The 21585-nt window shown below is 70.5% G+C and carries 21 protein-coding genes; 14 read left to right on the forward strand and 7 right to left on the reverse strand.

The window, feature by feature from the left end; translation table 11 throughout:
• The first annotated feature begins 14 nt into the window (after positions 1–14).
• The 5 genes from HRU81_07435 (at position 15) to HRU81_07455 (ending at position 4339) form a co-directional block, all read left to right on the forward strand.
• Positions 15–707: a TVP38/TMEM64 family protein gene (locus HRU81_07435; protein QOJ31937.1), complete on the forward strand. Its 693-nt coding sequence runs from the start codon at positions 15–17 to the stop codon at positions 705–707.
• Between the two features lie 98 nt (positions 708–805).
• The gene (locus HRU81_07440) at positions 806–1504 is read left to right on the forward strand and encodes an ABC transporter ATP-binding protein (GenBank protein ID QOJ31938.1); all 699 of its coding nucleotides are present in this window, start codon (positions 806–808) and stop codon (positions 1502–1504) included.
• Positions 1497–2900, forward strand: coding sequence for an efflux RND transporter periplasmic adaptor subunit (locus tag HRU81_07445; protein ID QOJ31939.1), 1404 nt, complete (start codon positions 1497–1499; stop codon positions 2898–2900). The genes HRU81_07440 and HRU81_07445 overlap by 8 nt, the downstream gene beginning before the upstream one ends.
• Positions 2887–4095, forward strand: a complete 1209-nt coding sequence (locus HRU81_07450) for an ABC transporter permease (GenBank protein QOJ31940.1) — start codon at positions 2887–2889, stop codon at positions 4093–4095. The genes HRU81_07445 and HRU81_07450 overlap by 14 nt, the downstream gene beginning before the upstream one ends.
• 7 nt (positions 4096–4102) lie before the next feature.
• Positions 4103–4339 carry a DUF167 domain-containing protein gene (locus HRU81_07455; GenBank protein ID QOJ33334.1) on the forward strand — a complete coding sequence of 79 codons (237 nt, stop codon included), beginning with the start codon at positions 4103–4105 and terminating at the stop codon, positions 4337–4339.
• An 18-nt stretch (positions 4340–4357) separates the two neighbouring features.
• On the opposite strand, the gene HRU81_07460 is transcribed toward HRU81_07455, so the two are convergent.
• Together HRU81_07460 and HRU81_07465 are read right to left on the reverse strand one after the other, a co-directional pair.
• The gene (locus HRU81_07460) at positions 4358–6184 is read right to left on the reverse strand and encodes a multicopper oxidase family protein (protein ID QOJ31941.1); all 1827 of its coding nucleotides are present in this window, start codon (positions 6182–6184) and stop codon (positions 4358–4360) included.
• Entirely contained in the window at positions 6184–7227 is a 1044-nt protein-coding gene (locus HRU81_07465; GenBank protein QOJ31942.1) for a hypothetical protein, read from the reverse strand. Before HRU81_07465 ends, HRU81_07460 begins: the two co-directional genes overlap by 1 nt.
• A gap of 78 nt (positions 7228–7305) precedes the next feature.
• On the opposite strand from HRU81_07465, the gene HRU81_07470 reads away from it, so the two are divergent.
• Both HRU81_07470 and gstA read left to right on the forward strand, forming a co-directional pair.
• Positions 7306–8316 carry an LLM class flavin-dependent oxidoreductase gene (locus HRU81_07470; GenBank protein ID QOJ31943.1) on the forward strand — a complete coding sequence of 337 codons (1011 nt, stop codon included), beginning with the start codon at positions 7306–7308 and terminating at the stop codon, positions 8314–8316.
• Positions 8313–8921, forward strand: coding sequence for a glutathione transferase GstA (gstA, locus tag HRU81_07475; GenBank protein ID QOJ31944.1), 609 nt, complete (start codon positions 8313–8315; stop codon positions 8919–8921). The genes HRU81_07470 and gstA overlap by 4 nt, the downstream gene beginning before the upstream one ends.
• Before the next feature lie 143 nt (positions 8922–9064).
• On the opposite strand, the gene HRU81_07480 is transcribed toward gstA, so the two are convergent.
• The 5 genes from HRU81_07480 to bioF all read right to left on the reverse strand — a co-directional run bounded on the left by HRU81_07480 (position 9065) and on the right by bioF (position 14372).
• A complete protein-coding gene (locus HRU81_07480; protein ID QOJ31945.1) occupies positions 9065–9868 on the reverse strand; it encodes a class I SAM-dependent methyltransferase in 804 nt (267 codons plus the stop codon).
• Positions 9869–10107: 239 nt separating this feature from the next.
• Positions 10108–11211 (reverse strand): enterochelin esterase, encoded by a 1104-nt coding sequence (locus HRU81_07485; GenBank protein QOJ31946.1) that lies wholly within the window; start codon positions 11209–11211, stop codon positions 10108–10110.
• A gap of 24 nt (positions 11212–11235) precedes the next feature.
• Positions 11236–12528: an adenosylmethionine--8-amino-7-oxononanoate transaminase gene (bioA, locus tag HRU81_07490; GenBank protein ID QOJ31947.1), complete on the reverse strand. Its 1293-nt coding sequence runs from the start codon at positions 12526–12528 to the stop codon at positions 11236–11238.
• Complete coding sequence (gene bioD / locus HRU81_07495) at positions 12494–13198, reverse strand: dethiobiotin synthase (protein QOJ31948.1); 705 nt, start codon at positions 13196–13198, stop codon at positions 12494–12496. Before bioD ends, bioA begins: the two co-directional genes overlap by 35 nt.
• Complete coding sequence (gene bioF / locus HRU81_07500) at positions 13191–14372, reverse strand: 8-amino-7-oxononanoate synthase (protein ID QOJ33335.1); 1182 nt, start codon at positions 14370–14372, stop codon at positions 13191–13193. The genes bioD and bioF overlap by 8 nt, the downstream gene beginning before the upstream one ends.
• Positions 14373–14532: 160 nt before the next feature.
• Between bioF and HRU81_07505 the strand changes: the two genes are divergently transcribed.
• The 7 genes from HRU81_07505 (at position 14533) to HRU81_07535 (ending at position 21582) form a co-directional block, all read left to right on the forward strand.
• On the forward strand, positions 14533–15543 hold the full coding sequence (locus HRU81_07505) for an LLM class flavin-dependent oxidoreductase (protein ID QOJ31949.1): 1011 nt from the start codon (positions 14533–14535) through the stop codon (positions 15541–15543).
• Positions 15544–15649: 106 nt separating this feature from the next.
• Positions 15650–17359, forward strand: a complete 1710-nt coding sequence (locus HRU81_07510) for a hypothetical protein (GenBank protein QOJ31950.1) — start codon at positions 15650–15652, stop codon at positions 17357–17359.
• A 62-nt stretch (positions 17360–17421) separates the two neighbouring features.
• Entirely contained in the window at positions 17422–18345 is a 924-nt protein-coding gene (locus HRU81_07515) for a hypothetical protein (protein QOJ31951.1), read from the forward strand.
• Positions 18346–18348: 3 nt separating this feature from the next.
• Complete coding sequence (locus HRU81_07520) at positions 18349–19089, forward strand: SIMPL domain-containing protein (protein ID QOJ31952.1); 741 nt, start codon at positions 18349–18351, stop codon at positions 19087–19089.
• A gap of 20 nt (positions 19090–19109) precedes the next feature.
• A complete protein-coding gene (locus HRU81_07525; protein QOJ33336.1) occupies positions 19110–19712 on the forward strand; it encodes a DedA family protein in 603 nt (200 codons plus the stop codon).
• A gap of 88 nt (positions 19713–19800) precedes the next feature.
• A complete protein-coding gene (rnk, locus tag HRU81_07530; protein QOJ31953.1) occupies positions 19801–20214 on the forward strand; it encodes a nucleoside diphosphate kinase regulator in 414 nt (137 codons plus the stop codon).
• 27 nt (positions 20215–20241) lie between these two features.
• Positions 20242–21582, forward strand: a complete 1341-nt coding sequence (locus tag HRU81_07535; GenBank protein QOJ31954.1) for an MFS transporter — start codon at positions 20242–20244, stop codon at positions 21580–21582.
• Positions 21583–21585: the final 3 nt, after the last annotated feature.

The following is a 21585-nucleotide window of genomic DNA, read 5'->3' on the forward strand; positions in this document are numbered from 1 at the left end:
AGCCCGGACCGCGCATGAACCACCGTCGACTCCTCGTGCTCCTGCTGCTGGCCACGGCCATCCTCGCCTGGGTGATGCTGGATGCCGGCCGGTTCCTCGGCATCGAGTCCCTGCAAAGGCACTATGCGGAACTGCGCGCGCAGGCGGATGCCCACCCCCTGGCGGCCCCGCTGCTGTTCTTCGCCGCCTATGTGGCCATCGCCGCCACCGGCATTCCCGGCGGAGCGCTGGCCTGCACGCTGGCCGGCGGCGCGCTGTTCGGCCTCGCCTGGGGCAGCGTGCTGGTGTCCTTCGCCAGCAGCTGTGGCGCCACCGCGGCCTGTGCCATCTCGCGCTTCCTGCTGCGCGGCTTCGTGGAACGGCGATTTCCCGGACCGGTGGCGCGTGCCGATGCCGGCATCCGCGACAACGGCGCCTGGTACCTGCTCGCCATGAGGCTGGCCACCGTCGTGCCGTACTGGCTGATCAACCTGGTCATGGGCCTGACCCGGCTGCCGCTCGGGACCTTCTACTGGGTCAGCCAGCTCGGCATGCTGCCCTCCACCCTGCTGTTCGTGAATGCCGGGGTGCAGCTGGCGCGGATCGACAGCACCGCCGACCTGCTGTCGCCCGGCCTGGTGCTGTCGCTGCTGCTGCTCGGCCTGTTCCCCCTGGCCGCGCGCCGGTTCACGGCGCTGCTGATGGCCCGGCAGCGGCGGACCGGCTGACGGGCGGCCACGGGCATGCCCTGCGGAAACAAATTGTTACAGTGGCAACCCCATACCCGTGGCATGGTGGCCCGCAAACCAGGGGACGATTGCCTGCCATGAGCACTGCCGGCGAACCGGTCATCACCATCCGCGGCGTCGGCCGCAGCTACGCCATGGGCGACTCGGTGGTGCATGCCCTGCGGGGCGTGGACCTCGGCGTCGGGCGCGGCGAGTACGTGGCCATCATGGGACCCTCGGGATCGGGCAAGTCCACGCTGATGAACATCATCGGCTGCCTGGATCGCCCCGACAGCGGCGATTACACGCTCAACGGCAGGCGGGTATCGAAGATGGGCGACAGCGAACTCGCCCATGTCCGCAACCGCGAGATCGGCTTCGTCTTCCAGACCTTCAACCTGCTGCAGCGTGCCACCGCCCTGCGCAACGTCGAGCTGCCGCTGGTCTATGCCGGCGTCGGCCGCCACGAGCGCCATGAACGTGCCGCTGCGGCGCTCGGCCGCGTGGGCCTTGCCGAACGCATGCACCACCGGCCCAATGAATTGTCCGGCGGGCAGCGCCAGCGGGTGGCCATTGCCCGCGCGCTCATCAACCGGCCGAGCATCCTGCTGGCGGACGAGCCCACCGGCAACCTGGATTCCCACACCGCCACCGAGATCCTCGCCACCTTCGACGAACTGCACGCGGCCGGCAACACCATCGTGCTGGTCACCCACGACGACGAGGTGGCGCATCGCGCCCGGCGCATCATCAGGCTCAGAGACGGAATGATCGAGACGGATATTGCCCATGCATGACACCAGATTCCTGCTCATCCCCGCGGCCGCCTGCGGCCTGCTGCTCCTCGGCGGCTGCGGCCGCAACGCCGAGGACGCGGGGCCGAAGTTCGGCACCGAGACCATCGGCCGGCGCGACATCGTCGTCGCCGTCGAGGCCGCCGGCACCGTGGAGCCGCTGCTGACCGTGGAGATCAAGTCCAAGGCCTCGGGCGAGGTGCTGAAGGTCAACGGCGAGACCGGCCAGCTGGTGCAGGCCGGCACCCTGCTGGTGCAGATCGACAAGCGCACCCCGCGCAACCTGCTCTCCCAGGCACAGGCTTCGCTGGAAGCCGCCATCGCGCGGCGCAGCATTGCCCAGACCCAGGAGGCCCGCTCGCGGCAGCTGGTCCAGTCGCGCACCATCAACGAGGTGGACTACGAGAAGTCCCAGCTGGAACTGGCCAATGCCAAGGCCGACGTCGTCAGCGCCCAGGTCGCGGTGGAGAACGCGCGCATCACGCTGGACGACACCGATGTGCGCGCGCCCATCACCGGCACCATCATCGAGAAACTGGTGGAGACCGGCCAGGTGATCTCCTCGCCGATGAAGGACTTCGGCGGCGGCACCTCGCTGATGAAGATGGCCGACCTGACCACGGTGCAGGTCCGCGCGCTGGTGGACGAGACCGACGTCGGCAAGATCGAGCCGGGCAAGCCAGTCACCGTCAAGGTCACTGCCTACCCGAACCAGCCCTTCCCCGGCGAGGTCTACAAGATCGAGCCGCAGGCGAAGCAGGACCAGAGCGTCACCACCTTCGCCGTGCTGATCCGCCTGCCCAACCCGCAGGGGCTGTTGCGCCCGGGGATGAATGCCGATGTCGAGATCAAGGTGGCGGAGCGGCACAACGTGCTGGCGGTGCCGACGGTGGCGCTGCGCACGCCGCGGGAAATCGGCACCGATGCCGCCGCCATGGGTCTCGACGAGGCCGCAGTCCGCCGTGAGCTCGGCGATGGCCTGGCCAGGGCGGGTGGCCAGGGCGCCGGCAGCAGCGGCTACGAATACGGCGGCCACTACTGGACCTTCGTCAGGCGCGACGGCAAGCCGGTCGCCGTCAACGTGGAAACCGGCATCACCGACCTGGAGTTCAGCGAAGTGCTGGCCGGGCTCAGGGAAGGCGACGCGGTGTTCATGCTGCCGAGCACCGGGCTGCTGGAGCAGCAGGCGCGCGGCCGGGAGATGATGCGCCGCTTCAGCGTCATGCCCACCGGCGGCGCGAAGAAGCCCGCGGGCAAGCCCGGCCAGGACACGAAGGCGGGCCAGGCAGACAAGGCCGGCCAGGCCGGCCAGAACGGCCAGCCCGCCGCGACCGACAAGGCGGAACAGCCCGCGGCAGAGCGTGGCACCCGGCCGGGAGGCGGCGATGCAGCTCGGTGAACTGCTGCTGGTGGCGCTGCAGTCGGTGCGGGCCAACCTGTTCCGCTCGATGCTCACCATGCTCGGCATCATCATCGGCGTGGCCTCGGTGATCACCATGCTGGCGGTGGGCGCCGGCGCCCGCGGCGCAGTCGACAAGCAGATCGAGGCCCTCGGCGCCGGCCTGCTCAGCATCCGCCCCGGCCAGGTGTTCCAGATGGGCGTCGCCAAGGCCTCCGAGAAGCTCGACATCGACGATGTCGCGGCGCTGCTGGCGGATGGCGTCACCGTCGCCGCCGCGGTGCCCGAGCGCTCCGGCATGGAGCAGGTCAAGTTCATGAACCAGAACCGCAACCTGCGTGTGGTCGGCACCACCGCCAACTTCGCGGCGGTGCAGGACTACCACATCGAGGCGGGCCGGATGTTCGATGCCGCCGACGACGTCGCCAAGCGCGCCGTGGTGGTGCTCGGCGCCAAGGTGCCGCCGATGTTCAACGAGACCGCCGATTCCATCGTCGGCAAGACCATCTACATCCGCGGCCTGTCCTTCCGCGTCCAGGGCGTGTTCCGCGAGAAAGGCACCACCGGCTTCAGGAACGTCGACGAGCAGGCCTGGGTGCCGCTCAACACCGGCCGCTACCGCCTGTTCGGCACCACCACGCTGGACCTGATCAGCGTCAAGCCCACGCCCGGGGTGGGCATGCAGCAGGCCATCGTCGACATCGAGCGCATCATGCGCCGCGAGCACCAGATCCGTCCCGGACAGGACAACGACTTCAGCATCCAGGACCCGCGCCAGTTCCTCGATTTCCAGCAGACCGCCGCCAACATCTTCGCCATCCTGCTCGCCAGCATCGCCAGCGTCAGCCTGGTGGTGGGCGGCATCGGCATCATGAACATCATGCTGGTCACCGTCACCGAGCGCACGCGCGAGATCGGCATCCGCAAGGCGCTTGGCGCCACGCGCTTCAGCATCCTCGTGCAGTTCCTCATCGAGGCCATGATCATCTGCCTGCTCGGCGGCGCCATCGGCGTGCTGCTCGGCCTCGGCGTCTCGCGCCTGATCACCACCTTCGCCGGCTGGCAGGCCACCGTGTCGCTGGCGGCAATCGCCATGGCCTTCGGCTTCAGCGCCGGGGTCGGCCTGTTCTTCGGCCTCTGGCCCGCGCGCAAGGCGGCGAAGATGGATCCGATCGCAGCGCTGCGCTACGAGTGACGGCTGGATCGTGGCCGCTGTCACCCTCCAGGTCAGGGTCAGGCCACGCAGCCGCGCCTCGTCGCTGGAGCAGGCGGCCGACGGCAGCTGGGTCGCCAGGCTGAAATCGCCGCCGGTCGACGGCAAGGCCAACGCCGAGCTCCTCGCCCTGGTAGCCGATCACTTCGGCTGCAGCCGCTCGGCGGTGCGCATCCGCGCCGGCGCCTCCGGGCGCATCAAGCTGGTGCAGGTCGAGCGTCCCTAGGCGGCCCGCGGCCGGCGCCTACTCGAGCACCACCAGCTCCGCCATCATGCCGATGCCGGCGTGGTTGAAGATGTGGCAGTGGAGCATCCAGCGGCCGGCCGCGCCCCCGGGCTTGTCGCCGCCGGCGAGCGGACGGTCGTGCAGGCGCACGCGGAACACCAGCTGGTGCGTCGCCGGCACGTCGATGGTGTCCATGAACTCGTTGTAGTCGTACTCGTAGACCAGCTTGCCGGTGGAATCGAGCAGCCGCACCGGCTGGAACGAGAAGCCGTGCAGGTGCAGCGGGTGATGCTGCTGGGTGCCGTTGCGGATGGTGAGCTCGAGCAGGTCGCCAACCCGCGCGTAGCGGCTGGAGGCCAGGTACGGAATGGCGCGGTAGCCGCCGGCACCGCCGCCCTCGAGCGCCATGCCGTGGATACCGTCTATGGACTCGCGCAGGCCGAGCACCGTGAACAGGATGGACTCGTCCGCGCTGCCGGGCAGCGGCACCTCGAACTTCGCCGGATCCTGCAGGTGCGCGGTGATCGGCAGCCCGCGCAGGTCCTCCACCGGCGCCTGCACCGCCGGATGCAGGCGCAGCGGCGCGCCCGCGGCGATGCTGAAGCGCTCGGCCTTCGCCGCGCGGCCGCTGACCCGCAGCTTCAGCACCGGCGCCGAGGGCACGCCGCCATAGCCGAACGGATACTCCGTGGTGCCGTAGTGCTGGTAGTCGCCGGTCCAGAGCGTGAGCACCTCGCCCGGCTTCGCATCGGGCACGGTGAAGACGATGTCCGCCCGGTCGGCGTTGGCGAGCATGATCTCGCCGGGGTCGTACTGCAGGTCGAGGCTGCCCTGCCGGCCGCCCTCGAGGCGCGCGCGATCCAGCAGCCCGCCCTCGCCGCCGACGCGGACCAGGCTGACACGCTGGCCGCTGGCATCCGCCAGCCAGAGGCGGAAATAGCGGCTGACCGCGGCGTTGACCAGGCGCAGGCGCAGGCCCTGGCCGGCACGGACCTCGACCTCGGGCGCGATGCGGCCGTTGCCGAGCACGATCTGCCCCTCGTTCACGCGGCAGGAAGTCTTGCCGCCGCAGTTACCAGGGGGCTGCACGTTGGGGATGTCGCCGGCGGCGAGCACCCTGGCGAGCGGATGGCCGTGGCCATCGCGCGGCGTCTCGCAGAGGTCTTTGGGCGTGGGGTAGGCGCTGTTGCCCGGGAATGTCCCGAGGCCCTTGGCCGTCAGCGACCAGGGCAGCGCCGGATCGGCCGGGAATGTCGCCGTGTCGTTGCTGCCGGGCGCTTTGCACACGGTGGTGTCCGCGAGCATCAGCGTGTAGGCCTGCCGCGGCAGCACGCCGCGCGCGATCAGCGCCGGCTCGGCCGGGTCTTCCACGACGACGACGCCGTACAAGCCCTTGAAGACCTGGTCGGTGGGCATCATGGCGTGCGGGTGGTACCAGAAGATGCCGGGCCGGGTGACGTGGAAGCGGTAGGTGAACGTGCCGCCGGTCGGCACCGGGTCCTGGGTGGTGGTGGTGCCGTCGTGGGCGTTGTCGAGCTCGATGCCGTGGAAGTGCACGCTCACCGGCTCGGCGAGCCGGTTGGTGAAATGGGCGATGACCTCGTCGCCCACCTTCAACCGCAACTCGGGTCCGGGGATGGCGCCGTTGAAGGTCAGGGCATGGGCGCTGACGCCGCCGAGGTCGACGGTGGCCGCCTCGGCAACCAGCCGCACCTCGAGGATGTGCGGATCCGGGTTCAGGTCCTCGGCCGGGCGCAGGTTGCCCACGGCTGCCGCCAGGCCGGTCGTGGCCGAGGCTGCCAGGCAGAAGCCGGCGAGTACCGCAGCGGCTGATCGATGGTTCATCACGGTGCCCTCCGCGCCGCTTCGAGCTCGAGGTAACCGCCCTGCCAGGAATTGTCGTGGCCTTCCGGCACCTGGAAGGCGTCGGGCCCGGCGTCGATGCGGTATTCCTGCGTCCAGAATCCCTGCGCCGCGACCACCCGGCCCGCGGCATCGGTCACCACGCGCAGCAGCAGGTTGTCGAGGCCCGGCGCCTCGGAGAGGTTGCGCGCGCCCGGCACCGGCTCCTCCGCGTTGCGCCACACCACGTTGTGGCTCGGGCAGGTGATGCCGCCGCGGTTGTCGGTGCAGTGGTAGCCCTCCATCACCGCGCTGGTGCGCGCGCCGGCATTGCCGTCCATCGCGCTGTCGCGGGTGTTGCCGACGTTGCCCGGCGCCGCCCAGACGCCCTCGCCCTTCTGGCCGTCGGTGGTCTTCGGCGCCCTGGCGCTGGGGAAGCAGTCGCCGGCATCCGCCGCGCGGCAGATGCGCGCCGGGAATCCCTTGCTGCCGATGACGTAATCGAAGCCGCCCGCGGCATTGCGCGTGGCGCTGCTGACGGGCGTCGGTTCCAGCTTGTGGGTGATGGCGGACCAGGAGATCACCGCCCGCGGCGGGCGGCCAGCCGGACCACCGGCCAGCTCGTTGACGTTGGCGACCACAGAACGCGCGGCAGGACCCACCACCAGCCGGCCGGCGATGCGGTCGTCGGCGCCATCGCGGGTGCCGCGGTCGTCGATGGTCAGCGTGCCGCTCAGCGCCGGCGCGATGCGGTCATCGCCGGCCACCGGCACGTAGTCGGGCGCAGAGTGCGGGCTGCCCGGCACGTAGTACACCGGGTTCACGGTCGGGCCGACCCAGGGCAGGGCCTGACCGGCGATCTCGGCATGCGAGCGCGCGTAGCTGCAATCGCTGAGGTAGAAGAAGATCGAGACGTGGATGCAGGCGTTCTCCTGGCTGCTGTTGAACCTGCCCTGCACCGCAGTCGCCACCTCGCGTGCCGTGGCCGTCCCTGCCCCTGCCGCGGCCACCGCCGCCAGCGCCAGTCCTGCCCATCGTATCCGCATGGCTTGTCACCCCCAGTGGTCGTAATGTTATAACGATAGGACAAACAAGGGGAAGCAGCCCCGGAGGAGCCAACCGACATGCGCATCGACCTGATCCTGGAAAGCAATTCCTCGCCTGAACGCATCGCCGAGCTCGGCCGGCTGGCGGAACAGCACGGCCTGGGCGGCATCTGGGTGTCCGGCATGCTCGATGCCCGCGACCCCTTCATGTGCTTCGCCGAAGCCGCGCGCACCACACGCAGCCTGCGCATGGGCCCGATCGCCGTCAGCCCCTTCGAACTGCATCCGCTGAAGATGGCGACCTCGCTGCTGACGCTGAACGAGGCCTGCGGCGGCCGCGCGCAGATCGTCGTCGGCGGTGGCGGCGGCACCATGACCGCCATGGCGCTGCAGCCCACGCGCCGCGTGCGCGCGGTGCGCGAGGCGCTGGAGATCCTCAAGCTCGCCAGCCAGGGCCGCCAGGTCAGCTACGAGGGCGAGATCTTCAAGGTGCGCCGCTACAACCCCTCCTGGGCGCGCAGCACGCCACCGGTGATCTATGCCGGTGCCAACCGCGACAGCATGCAGCGCATGGCCGCGCGATACGCCGACGGCATCATGCTCTCCGACAAGATCGTGCCCCAGGTCGGCGAGGCCCGCGCGGTGATCGACCCGGTGCTGCGCGAGGCCGGCCGCGATCCGGCGCAGTTCCGGCTGACCAACTTCTGGGCCTGGCACATCAAGGAGAGCCGCGAGGAAGCCGAGCGCGAGGCGCGCATCTGGCTGGCGCTGCGCGGCGTGCTGCTGCGGCAGAACCACCATTACTTCATGAACGAGGCGGACATGGACCTCGTCGAGGCGAAGCGCCCGGCATTCTTCGACGCGCTGCGCCGGCGCAGCCCGGACATCGCCGGCGTCCCCGACCGGGTGGTGAAGCTGCTGGTGGACAACCTCACCTCCTGCGCCGCGCTCGCCGACCTCGACCGCGAGATCGAACGCCTGCGCCAGTTCCGGGCGGCCGGCCTCACCGAGATCGCGCTGCGCATCTACGAGAAACCCGAGGAAACCATCCGCATCCTGGGCGAGCGGGTGGTGCCGGCACTGCGATGAAGCTCTACTTCAGCCCCGGCGCCTGCTCGCTCGCCCCGCATATCGTCCTGCACGAGCTCGGGCTGCCGTTCCAGGCGGTGAAGACCAACACCCGCGAGCGCAGCACCAGCGACGGCTCGGACTTCCTCGCCGTCAACCCCAAGGGCTACGTGCCCGCACTGCTCCTCGACAGCGGCGAGTCACTCACCGAGTGCCCGGCGATCCTCCAGTACCTCGCCGACCGCCGGCCCGGGTCCGGGCTGCTGCCGCCCGCGGGCACGATGGCGTACTACCGCACGCTCGAATGGGTCGCCTTCACCGCCACCGAGCTGCACAAGGGGCTCGGCCCGATCTTCCGCCCGGGCACCCCCGAGGACCTCAAGGCCAGCACCCGCGAACGGGTCGCCGGCCGCTTCGACTTCGTCGCCGGCCAGCTCGCCGGCCGCGACTTCGCCGTCGGCACGGCATTCACCATCGCCGACGCCTACCTGTACGTGGTGATCGGCTGGATGAAACCCGCCGGCCTCGACCGCGAGCGCTGGCCGGTACTGCGCGACTACCACGCGCGGATCGGCGCCCGGCCTGCGGTGCGGGCCGCGCGCCAGGCGGAGGGGTTGCCGGCCTGAGCGGGGGAAAAGGTGCCACGGAAAAAGGTGTCGGAAAAAGGTGTCAGACTTATTTTTCAGAAGATTTTCTTCTGAAAAATAAGTCTGACACCTTTTTCCGACACCTTTTTCCGTGGCACCTTTTTCCTTCCCCCCCGTTGCCGTTACGGCTTGCGGAACCGGTAGATGAACTGATCGGTCTTGCCGCGCACGGAGGGGTCGAACACGCCGGCGGTGTGCGGATCGTCCGGGTTGCGCAGCGAGCTGTCCTCGCCGTCGAAGACGAAGCCCGCCGCGGTGACTTCCTGCTTCACCATCGCCGGATCGATGCGATGGAGCTTCGCCGAGTCCTCGATGCTCGCGCCCGGGGCGGCGGCATGATCGAGCACGATGTACATGCCGCCGGACTTCAGTGCCCTGAAGGCCGTCTTGTTGAGGTCGGCGACGTTGCCGAGCCCGAAGCTCGCGGTGTGCACGTCATGGTAGTTCTGCGAGGTCCACACCACATCCACCGGCTCGGGCGGCGCGAAGGCGCCCGCGGGCTGCACCAGCACCTTGACGTTGCCGAAGGCGGGCTCGGCGGCGATGGCCTTGATGCCATCGGCGGCCGTCGCGCGGCGCTTGAGCATCTCCTCCGGGACGACGGCGTACACCACGCCCTTCGGCCCCACGGCCTCGCTGAACACGCGCGTGAAGTAGCCGCTGCCCGGCATGAAGTCGACGACCTTGCTCCCCGGCTTGATGCCGGCGAACTTCACCATCTCTGCTGGCTTGCGCAGCGTGTCGCGCTTCGTATCCGCCTCGGGGCGCGCGGCCTCGGCCGCCGCGGTCGCAGGCGCCGCTGCGCCTGCCGGTCGCGCCGCGGACGCACCGGACACCGCGTCGGGCGGCCGGGCCGTCTGGGCCATCGCCGGCTGGAGGAGCATCGCGCAGGCCACTGCAACCGCCAGGGTGAGTGTGGTCTTCATCGTAGGTCTCCTTGGTTGTTCCTGTGCCGGATCCCGGCAGGCCTGATGCTGTCCCTCCGGAGGGCGGAATTCAAGCCTGCGACGCATTGCCGGACCGCAGGGAAAAAGGTGTCAGGAAAGAAAGGTGTCAAAAAAGGTGTCAGACATATTTTTCAGAAGACTTTCTTCTGAAAAATATGTCTGACACCTTTTTTGTTGACACCTTTTTTGACACCTTTCTTTCCTGACACCTTTTCCCCTCAGCGCAGCGCGCGCGTGAGGAACGGCAGGCTGACATCCATCCGGTAGTCGATGTCGGAGTGGTTGTCGTCGAACTCCTCGTAGACGTGGCGGATGCCGGCGGCGGCGAGGCGCTGCGAGAGCTGCCGGCTGCCGTAGTGGATGTGGTACTGGTCGCGCCAGCCGCAGTCGATGTAGAGGCCGCGCAGCGAGCGCAGGTTGTTCCGGTAGCGCGAGACGAGACGGACCGGATCGTGGCGCAGCCAGCGCGCCCAGCGACCGGGCAGCAGCTCGCCCGACTCCAGGTTGAACGGCACGCGAAACCCCAATGGCGCGCGCGGATCAGGATCGTAGGTCGCGGCCATGCACAGGTTCATGATGCAGTGGCCCTCGGCGGTGGACAGCTTCTCCTTCTTCCACACCGCATCGAGAAAGCGGCGGATGCGCCCGTCGTCGAGCCCTTCTGCCAGGCCCTTGCGGCCGGCCTCACGCCGCGCCGCATAGGCGCCGGCGCGGCGCGCCGGGCGACGATGCCGAGCCAGCTCGTTCAGCGTGTTGGGCCAGTCGCAGCGGTAGATGAAATCGAAGCCGGCATCGCCGGAGTGGCTGGCGATGGCGCCCCAGTACCGCGCGTAGCGCATGCCGTGGATCATGGCGCCGTAGCCGCCGGAGGACTTGCCGAAACAGCCCCGGTGCTCGCGACCTGCCCGTGTGCGGAACTCGCGGTCGACGAAGGGGATGAGCTCCCGCGTCAGGTAGTCCGCGTAACGGCCGATGGCGCCGGAGTTGATGTACTGGTTGCCCCCGAGCGCGGTGAAGCAGTCCGGGAAAACAATGATCGCCGGCGCCATGCGTCCCTCGCCGATGAGCCGCGCGGCGCGCTCGGGCAGGTTGTCGCCGAAGGGCTTCCAGTTGGTGTGCGACAGGCCCGAGCCGGTGAAGCCCACGAGGTCGTAGAGCACGGGAAAGCGCCGGCGGGCCGGCCCCCGGTCGTACTGCGGGGGCAGCCACACGCCGAGGCGGCGGCGGTGCGGATCACCCAGCGGGTTGTCCCTGAGGACCTGCGAGTCGTGCTCGAGCACGACCAGCGTGCCTTCGGCGTGGCGCGGGCGTTTCAGTGCCATGGGGCGGACTCCTGCGGTCGGGGTTCAGGCCAGCATGTCGAGGCCGCTGGCCACGGCGCGGGTGAGCAAGGAGAGTTCGTCGGCACTGATGACGAAGGGCGGCATCAGGTAGACGAGATGGCCGAAGGGCCTGATCCAGGCGCCGGCGTCGACGAAGTGCCGCTGCAGCCGCGCCATCGGTACCGGCTGGCGGGTCTCCACCACGCCGATGGCCCCGAGCACCCGCACATCGGCCACCGCCGGATGCGCGGCCAGCGGCACGAGTTCCGTGCGCAGCTGCGCCTCGATGGCCGCCACCCGCGCCTGCCAGGGCCCCTCGAGCAGCAGCCCGATGCTGCGCGCGGCCACCGCGCAGGCGAGCGGGTTGGCCATGAAGGTCGGCCCGTGCATCAGCACGCCGCCATCGGCCGAGATGCCGTCGGCCACGCGCCCGGTGGCGAGCGTCGCCGCCAGCGTCAGGTAGCCGCCGGTCAAAGCCTTGCCGAGGCAGAGGATGTCGGGGCTGACGCCGGCGTGCTCGCAGGCGAACAGGCGCCCGCTGCGGCCGAAGCCGGTGGCGATCTCGTCGGCGATGAGCAGCACCTCGTGGCGGCGGCAGAGTGCGGCGACGCCGGCGAGATACTCCGCGGAGTAGAACCACATGCCGCCCGCGCCCTGCACGATGGGTTCGAGGATCACCGCCGCCAGCTCGTCCGCGTGCGAGGCGATCAGCGCCTCGAAGTCCGCGAGGTCCCCGGCCTGCAGCGCCTCGCCGAAACGGCGACGGGGCCGCCCGGCAAACAGGTGGCGCGGCAGCACCGGGGTGAAGCGCTCGTGCATGCCGTTGACCGGATCGCAGACCGCCATGGCGCCGAAGGTGTCGCCGTGGTACCCGCCGCGCAGGGTCAGCAGCCGCGCCTTGCGCGTGCGTCCCTGCGCAAACCAGTACTGCAGCGCCATCTTGATGGCGACCTCGACCGCCACCGAACCCGAGTCGCAGAAGAACACCCGCTCCAGCCCCGCCGGGACGATGTCGAGCAGCCGCCTGCCGAGCGCCACCGCCGGCTCGTGGGTGAGCCCGCCGAACATCACGTGGGCCATGCGCCCGAGCTGCGCCTGCAGAGCCTCGTTGAGCGCCGGGTGGTTGTAGCCATGGATGGCGCACCACCACGACGACATGCCATCCACCAGCTCGCGCCCGTCGGCGAGGCGGATGCGGCAACCGCTGGCGGAGACCACCGGCCAGGCCGGCGACGGCGCCGTCATCGAGGTGTAGGGATGCCAGAGGTGCCGGCGGTCGAACTCAAGCACCGGCGCGCTCCAGCAAGACGCCGGCATCCAGATGGCGCGCGACGGCCTCCGGCATGTCGCTGCCGGCAACGGCGCCCAGCCAGGGCACCGCTCCAAGGCGCGGCGCGCCGAGGCGCGCATCGAGCGTAGCGATGTTCTCCTCCAGCGCGGGCATCGCCGGCCAGGCCGAGTTCGCCACCCAGCCGGCCAGCGCCAGGCCCGAGGCGCGGATCGCCGCGGCGCTGAGCAGCGCATGGTTGAGGCAGCCGAGGCGCATGCCCACGACGAGGATCACCGGCCAGCCGAGATGCCGGGCGACATCGGCCATGGTCTCCCGCCCGTTCAGCGGCACCAGCCAGCCGCCGGCGCCTTCCGCCAGCAGCAGGTCGTGGCCCCGGCGGGCCGCCGCAAGGCAGGATTCCGCCAGCGCGCGGGCGCCAGGCACCACGCCCTCCGCCCGGGCAGCGAGATGCGGCGCCATCGCCGCGCGCAGCAGCAGCGGATTGGTCGCGGCAAGATCGAGCGGCGCGCTGGAGGCGGCCCGCAGCAGCAGCGCATCGTCGTTGGCCCAGCCACCCTCGTGCGCCGTGGCGCCGGCCGCGAGCGGCTTCACGCCGGTGCTGCGCAGCCCGCGCGCCGCCGCGGCCCGGAGCAGGCCGGCCGTGACCAGGGTCTTGCCCACGCCGGTATCCGTGCCGGTGACGAAGAACTCAGGCATCGCCCACCTCTTCCGGCACCGCACGCAGCGCGCCAGCCAGCGCCTCGACGAGCCGGTCCACGTCCCCGGGCCCGTGGGCCGCGGTGAAGGTCACGCGCAGGCGCGAGGTGCCTGCCGGCACCGTCGGCGGGCGGATGGCGCTGATGAGCAGGCCGGCATCCTCCAGCGCCGAGCTCAGCGCCACGGCGCGTGCCGGATCGCCAACGACCACCGGCTGGATCGGCAGCGTCGATGCCGGCACCGGCAGACCCAGGGCGGCGAGTCCCGCGTGGAAGCGCGCCACCAGCTCGCGCAGCCGCTCGCGCCGCCATTCCTCGGCTTCCGCAATGCGCAGGCTGGTGAGCGTCGCCGCGGCCAATGCGGCCGGCTGCGCGGTGGTGTAGATGTACGGTCGGGCCCGCTGCACCAGCAGCTCGATGAAATCCTCCCCGCCGGCGACGAAGGCACCGGCGGTGCCGAAGGCCTTGCCGAGCGTGCCGACCAGCACCGGCACATCCCCGGTGCCGAAGCGCTGCGCATCCACCAGGCCGCGGCCGCCGCGGCCGTGGACACCGAGGCCATGGGCCTCGTCGATCATCAGCCAGGCGCCGTGGCGATGCGCGACATCGACGAGTTCCGCCAGCGGGCAGAGATCGCCATCCATGCTGAAGGCACCGTCGCTCACCACCAGCGCCTGGCCCGCAGGCCGGTCCGCAGCCGCCGCCTGCAGCTGTTGTGCGAGATCGACCACATCGGCATGCCGGTACCAGCTGAACCGTGCGCCGCTCAGCCAGCCGCCATCGAGCAGCGAAGCGTGGTTGAGGCGATCCTCGAAGACGCGGTCGCGAGGCCCCAGCAGCGCGCCGATCGCGCCCATGTTGGCCGCATAGCCACTGCCGAAGAGCAGCGCGCGCGGCCGGCCGGTGAATGCAGCCAGCGCCTCCTCCAGCTCCTGGTGCGCCGCGGTGTGGCCGCAGACCAGGTGCGAGGCGCCCGCCCCCACGCCCCAGCGCAGCGCCGCCTCGCGCAGGCTCTCGCGGACGCGGGGGTCGGCGGCGAGCCCCAGGTAGTCGTTGCTGCAGAAATTGAGGAGCGCGCGGCCGTCGACGCGGATCTCGCGGCCCTGCGGGCCCTCGACCACGCGGCGGCGGCGGTAGAGGTCGCGGCGCCGCAGGTCGGCGAGCCGCTCGGCGATGCTCCTGGTGCGTGGCAAGGCGGATGGTCCGGAACGCGGGCAGGCTGCCTAGTGTAGCGACAGCGGCATGCGCCAGGTACCGGTCGATCCGGATCAACAGCAGCATCGGGCGGGCGTGCTAGATTCCGCGGCATCATCGATACCACCAGCAGGAGCCGCCATGCAGACCGATGTCATCCTCGAAGCCGACCTCACGCCCACGCAGGTCGCGGAACTGGCGCAGATCGCCGAGGGCTACGGCATCCGCGGGCTGTGGACGCAGAACTTCGCCAACGGCCGCGACCCGTTCATGTCGCTGATGCCGGCGGCGGCGACCACCCGGCGCATCCTGCTGGGCGCCGTGGTCATCAGCCCCTACGAGATGCACCCGCTGAAGATCGCCAACCTGGTGTCGACTCTCAACGAGGCCAGCAGCGGCCGCGGCATGGTGGTCATCGGCGCCGGCGGCGAGTGGCCGGGCGTGCTCAGGGTCGGTTACGGCAAGCGCGTCACCGGCTGCGGCGAGGCCGTGGCCATGGTGCACCGCGCGGTGCGCGGCCAGGTCGTCAAGTGGGACGGCCAGGTCTACAGCGCGCGCTATTTCCGCTCGACCTGGGTGAAGGGACCGCCGCCCATCGTCTACGCCGGCGCCACCGGCCCGAAGATGCTCGACATGGCCGCGCGCTTCGCCGACGGCACCATGCTCAGCGACATGATCGTGCCGATGCTGCCGGGGACCATGAAGAACCTGCACGACAGCCTCGCCCGGCATGGCCGCGAGCGCGGCGCGTTCCGCGTCAACAATTTCTGCGCCTTCCACGTCAAGAAGGACCGCGAAGCCTCGTTCGCCGAGGCCCGCCGCGAACTGATGCTGCGCGGCTGGCTGGGCGAGGAATGGTACCAGCCGCTGCTCGACGCCGAGGAAGCGCGCATCGTCACCGCCAGCAAGAACGCCTTCCTCACCGCCTACCGCACCCGCAGCGGCGACATCAAGGGCGTGCCCCCGGAGATCTGCGCGAAGCTGGTGGAGAGCCTGAGCCTCGCCGGCGACATCTCCGACCTCGACCGCCACGTGGCGCGCCTGAAGGTCTTCGCCGCCGCCGGCATGACGGAGAACGCGCTGCGCCTGCACGACGATCCGGCCGAAGCGCTGCACATCATCGGCCGCGAACTGCTGCCGCGCCTGCGCTAACCCGGACCGCGCACTGCGGTATCATCGCCGCGCAGGCGGCGGGCATGGTGCTGCCCCTGCCAAGGGGGAGACGCCGACATTGGATTGCAGCGAGCCCGGAGCCAGGATGCGGCCCCGACCATCCATTCGCGCGCTGGCCGCCGGGCTGTGCGCGATGCTGCTGGCCGCGGCGCCGGCACCCGCCGCGCCGGCCGCTTCCCCCGATGCAGCGGCCACAGCCGCCGGGGCAACCCGGCTGCTCTACGCCGAGGCCCTCGCGCCCCGCTGGGAGGGCGCGCCCTCCGCGCACGCGGCCGGCAGCGGCGCGACCCGCGGCATGCTGCGCTTTCGCGCCTTCGGCCGCGGCTTCGAACTGGAACTGGCGCCCAACAGCCGGCTCGGCCCGGCACCGCCCGGGGTGATGCTGCTGGCAGGCTCGGTGCCCGGCATCCCCGGCTCCTGGGCCCGCCTCATGCGGCAGGGTGATGCACTCACCGGCCTGGTGTACGACGGCGCCGACTACTTCGGCATCGAGCCGGTGGCGAACCTGGTGACGGTGCTCGACCCCGACGTGCCGCAGCCGGCCACCGGCAGCATGGTCTACCGGCTGGCCGACCTGCTCGTCGATCCGCAGGTCCTGGCCTGCGGCACGGACGAAGCGACGCTCGCCGGCGAGGCCTTGCCGGCCGGCAATGCCGCGGCGGCCCTGCGCGCGCTCGCCAGCGAACTGGCCGCCGAGGCCGCCACCAACCCGGCCTACCGCATCCACATCGCGCCGGTGGCCGACCACGAGTTCGCCAGCCGCTTCGGCGCCAATGCCATCGGCGAACTCCTCGCGCGGCTGAACATCGCCGACGGCATCTTCTCCAGCCAGGTCGGCGTCGACCTCATGGCCGATGCGCCCACCGTGTTCACCTCCACCAGCTATCCACTGACCGCCACCACGCCGGGCGGGCTGCTCGACCAGTTGTCCGACTACCGCGTCACCAGTGGCACCAGTGCCGGCATCACCCACCTGTTCACCAACAAGTCCTTCGCCAACAACGTCGTCGGCATCGCCTGGCGCAGTGCCGTGTGCCTGGGCCGGGAAGGCGCGAGCCTCAGCAGCAGCGCCGGCATGAGCACGGTGACCAGCGGCCTGGTGGTCGCCCACGAGCTGGGCCACAACTTCGGCGCCTACCACGATGGCGAGGCCGGCAAACCCTGCGAATCCACGCCGCAGACCTTCCTCATGGCGCCGCGCAATGCCGGCAGCTCGACCTTCTCGCCCTGCAGCCTGCAATACATGAATGTAGTGATCGCCGAGCGCTCCGCGGCCTACCCAGCCTGCCTGACGTCGATCATCGACTTCGACGTGGCGCTGGCCCAGCCCGCCGCGGCCCATGTGGACCCGGGCGCCACGGTCGAGCTGCCGCTGCGGGTGCAGAACCTCGGCCAGCAGCCGGCCAGCACGCTCAACCTGCGGGTACAGGTGCCGGCGCCGCTGCAGGTGACCGATGCCATCCCGGACAAGGGCTACTGCGATTTCGATGCCACGCAGGTGAGCTGCGACCTGGCCTCCCTCTCGGCGAGCGGCAGCTGGGACCTGCGCCTGCAGGTGACCGGCACCGAGGAGCGCAGCTACGCGATCAGCGCCAGCGTCACTGCCGCGGTGGACGGCTCGCCGGGCAACAACAGCCGCAGCTTCACCCTGACGGTCGGCAACCCCCAGGCCGCCACCACCGGAAGCAGCGGTGGCGGCGGCGGTGGCGGTGGCACGGCCGACGCCCTGTCGCTGCTGGGGCTGCTGGGGCTGGCGCTGCGGCGGCGTCGACGCGCCGCTTCCCGGACCGTTTGACCCCTGCCGGCGCCGCCATTAACGTGGGCCGGCGCCGCACCGCGGTTGCCGATGGAGAGTACATGAAGCCCCTGCCGATCCTGCTGCCCGCCCTGCTCCTGCTGGCCGGCTGCGCCAGCACGCCCAGGCTCAGCCCCTGGCAGGCCACGCCGCTGCTGAGCGGCCTGCCGCCGAGCTGCGAACCGGGCAGCACCGCGCCCCCGGCCGGTGCCGCACCGGTGATTCCCGGTGGCCTTGCCGTGGTGCGCAGCGAGGGCCGCGACGTCATCCTCGTCGCCGTGCGCGGCTGCGTGATGGCGGTGGATGCCGGCAACGGCGCCGCCGAACTGCTGCCGACCCATGGCGACTCGATCGCCCCGACCATGGTGGACGGCACCAGCGATGGCCTCGCCTTCGGCAGCAGCCTGTCGGGCACGGTGCGCGCCATCGATGCCACGGGCGCGATCACCTTCAACGCCTCGGGCCTGCACCACCCGCAGGGTGTGCGCCTGGTACCCGGCGGCAGCCTGCTGGTGGCGGAAGCCGCGGCCAGCCGCGTGCTGCGCCTCGGGCCCCACGAGGATTCACGGCCCAAGCTGGTGGCCGATGGCCTGGACTGGCCCTGCGGCCTGCTGCTCGCCGACGCCACGCAGGCCTATGTCACCGAGAGCCAGGGCGGTCGCGTCAGCCGCATCCGCCTGGACCGCTACGAGCGCAAGGAGATCGCCGGGGGCCTCGACCGGCCGCAGGGCATCGCGCGCATGGCCGATGGCCGCCTGGCCGTGGTGGAAGCGGGCAAGCGGCGCCTGGTCGCGGTGGAAGTCGTCACCGGCCAGGTCGAGGTGCTGGCGACCGACCTGCCGCTGACACTGGTCGGTGCCGACGGCGCCACCGACCCGCACGCCATGGCCGACGTCGCGGCCGCACCCGATGGCACCCTGTACGTCAGCGGCAACGCCACGCGCACCATCCTCAAGGTCACCCCGCGGCCCAGGCCGGCAGGCTGAGCGATGAACAACCCCACCCGCAACCTCCTCGCCCCCGCCCTCGTCCTGGCCCTCGGCCTGGCCGCAGGCGGCTGGTTCGCCGGCCAGGGCTTCGTCAGGGCCCGCGCGGCGGACCGCGTGGTCACGGTCAAGGGCATCGCCGAACGCGAGGCCCAGGCGGACATCGCCATCTGGCCGCTGCGCATCTCGGCCGCCAGCGACGACCTCGGCCAGGCCCAGGCCGGCCTCGAGCGCAGCCTGAAGGAGATCAACGCCTTCCTCCGGCGCCATGGCCTGGATCCGGCCGCGGCAACGCTGCAAGCCTTCTCGGTCAGCGATGCCAAGACCAACCAGTACGGCAACGGCCCGCGGGAGGGCAGCCGCTTCGTCATCAACCAGACGCTGGTGGTGCGCTCCACCGAGCCGGCGAAGGTGCGCGCGGCCTCGGAGAAGGTCGGCGAGCTGGTATCGGCCGGCGTGGTGCTGTCATCGGGTGGCGAGTACGGCGCCAGCGGCCCGACCTACGTGTTCTCCGGCCTCAACCGGCTCAAGCCGGAAATGATCGCCGATGCCACCGCCCGGGCACGCGAGGCGGCCGAGCAGTTCGCACGCGATTCCAGCAGCCGGCTCGCCGGCATCCACCGCGCCAACCAGGGCGTGTTCGAGATCCTGCCACGCGACCAGGCGCCGGGCATGAACCAGGAAAGCCAGATCGACAAGACCGTGCGCGTGGTGTCGACCGTCGAATACGGCCTGGTGGACTGATGGCGCTGCTGCAACCGTTCATCGACTGGTACCTGGCGCAGCTCGAGACCGGCGGCTACTGGCTGGTGGTGCTGCTGATGGCCATGGAGTCCTCCATCATCCCGCTGCCGAGCGAGGTGGTGATCCCCCCCGCCGCGCACATCGCGCACACCACCGGCAGCATGTCGCTCACCGGCGTGGTGCTGGCGGGCACCGCGGGTTCCTGGCTGGGCGCGGCGCTGATGTACTGGGCTTCCCGCCTCATCGGCCGCCCGCTGCTGATGCGCTACGGCCGCTACCTGCTGGTGACGCCGGCGAAGATCGAGGGCGCCGAGCGCTGGGCCAACCACTACGGCGAGGTGGGGGTGTTCATCTCGCGGCTGCTGCCCGTGGTGCGCCACCTGATCGGCATCCCGGCGGGCGTGGTGCGCATGAATTTCCTCTATTACAGCCTTGCCACGCTGATCGGCAGCGCCATCTGGTGCTCGGTACTGGCCTGGCTCGGCGTCACCGCGGGCCAGGACCAGGCCCTGCTCGATGGCGACCTGCACCGCATCACCCTCTGGGTGGGCGGACTGCTGCTGGTGCTCGGCGCCATCTATTACTTCTTCGTGCACCGGCAGATGCGCGCCCGCCAGGGCTGAGGCCGGCAGCCACCGCCACGGTCCGCCTTGCGCCGCACCGCGCGGCAGGTCAAGATCGCAAATCCGCGTGTTTTTTCGAGGTTCAGCCATGCCTGCCAGGCCCAAGGTCATCATTTCTTCCCTGGATGTGGAGCGGATCGAGAAACTTCTCGAATCGCTGCCGGCCGGTGCATTTCCGGGCCGCAATGCCCTGGAGGAGGAACTGGCGCGGGCCGAGATCGTCGAGCCGAAGGACCTGCCGCCGACCGTGGTGACCATGAACTCGACGGTGCGCTTCGAGGTGGAATCCTCCTCCGAGGAGTTCCGCCTGACGCTGGTGTACCCGAAGGACGTGGATGCCTCGGGCACCACCATTTCCATCCTCGCCCCGGTGGGCAGCGCCCTGCTCGGGCTGTCCCAGGGCGATGCGATCGAATGGCCGAAGCCAGGCGGCGGCACCCTGCGGGTGCGCATCAAGGAAGTGGCGTACCAGCCCGAACGGACCGGCGACTACCACCGCTAGGCCATCACGGCCCAGGGAGCCCCGACCGTGAGCGAGCCGACGCCCTACCCGCGCCCCGCCTATGCCTGGTACTGCCTCGGGGTGATCTGCTTCGCCTACCTGTTCGGCTTCATGGACCGCATCATCGTCGGCCTGCTGACGCCGGCGATCCAGAAGGACATCGGCCTGAGCGACGGCCAGATGGGCTTCATCCAGGGCCTCGCCTTCGCCGTCTTCTATACGCTGTTCGGCCTGCCGCTCGGCCGCGCCGCCGACCGCTTCAACCGCAAGTGGCTGCTCACCGCCGGCACCACGCTCTGGAGCCTGATGACCGCCGGCGCCGGGCTGGTGCGCAGCTTCGGCGGCCTGTTCTTCATGCGGGCCGGGGTCGGCGTCGGCGAGGCCACGCTCAACCCCTGCGCCACCTCGCTGATCGGCGATTTTTTCCGCCCCCAGAGCCGCGCCAAGGCCTTCGGCATCTACACCATGTCCACCGCGCTCGGCACCGGTGTCACCTACCTTGGCGGCGGCCTGGTCATCGGCTTCATCGGCGGGCCCGCGGGCGGCAACCGCTTCGACATGCCACTGCTCGGTCCGATACCTGCCTGGCAGGCGGTGTTCATCCTCATCGGCCTCGCCGGCCTGGTGCCCGCGCTGTTGATGGCGCTGACCATCCGTGAGCCGGCGCGCCGCGACCTGGAGCGCGGCGCCGGCCAGCAGGCGAGCTGGGCGGAGACCCGGGCCTTCCTGCGGCAGAACCGTACCACGCTGCTCTGCCACCACTTCGGCGTCGCCTTCATCCTCATGGCCATCTACGGCTGGGTGAACTGGCTGCCGACGCTGTTCGTGCGGCTGCACGACTGGCCGGTGGCGCGCTTCAGCATCTGGTACGGCATCTTCGGCGGCACCGCCGGCATCCTCTCCGCCATCGCCAGCGGCTACGTCACCGGCTGGTTCAGGAAGCGGGGCCACAGCGATGGCAGCATGCGCACGGTGCTGGTCGGCGGCATCGGCCTGACCATCGGCACCAGCATCGCGCCGCTCATGCCCACGCCAGAGCTGGTGCTGGCCGGCTATTGCATCACCGGCATCTTCACCAACTTCCCGCCGGCCCAGGCGCTGGCCGCCGTGGCCGAGATCACGCCCAACCAGCTGCGCGGCTTCGTCACCTCCCTGTATGTCTTCGTCATCGGCATCGCCGGGGCCGGGCTCGGCCCGTGGATCATGGGCATGGTCACCGACCAGGTCTTCGGCGATCCCATGAAGATCCACTACTCGATCGCGCTGGTCACCTTCGTGATGGGGCTGCTCGGCATCGCCCTGGTCAGCTACGGCCTGAAGTCCTACCGCGAGAGCGTCGCACGCGCCAGCTGGTCCCAATTGTCATAGAAC

The organism is Gammaproteobacteria bacterium, assembly GCA_015709695.1.
Classification (GTDB): Bacteria; Pseudomonadota; Gammaproteobacteria; order Steroidobacterales.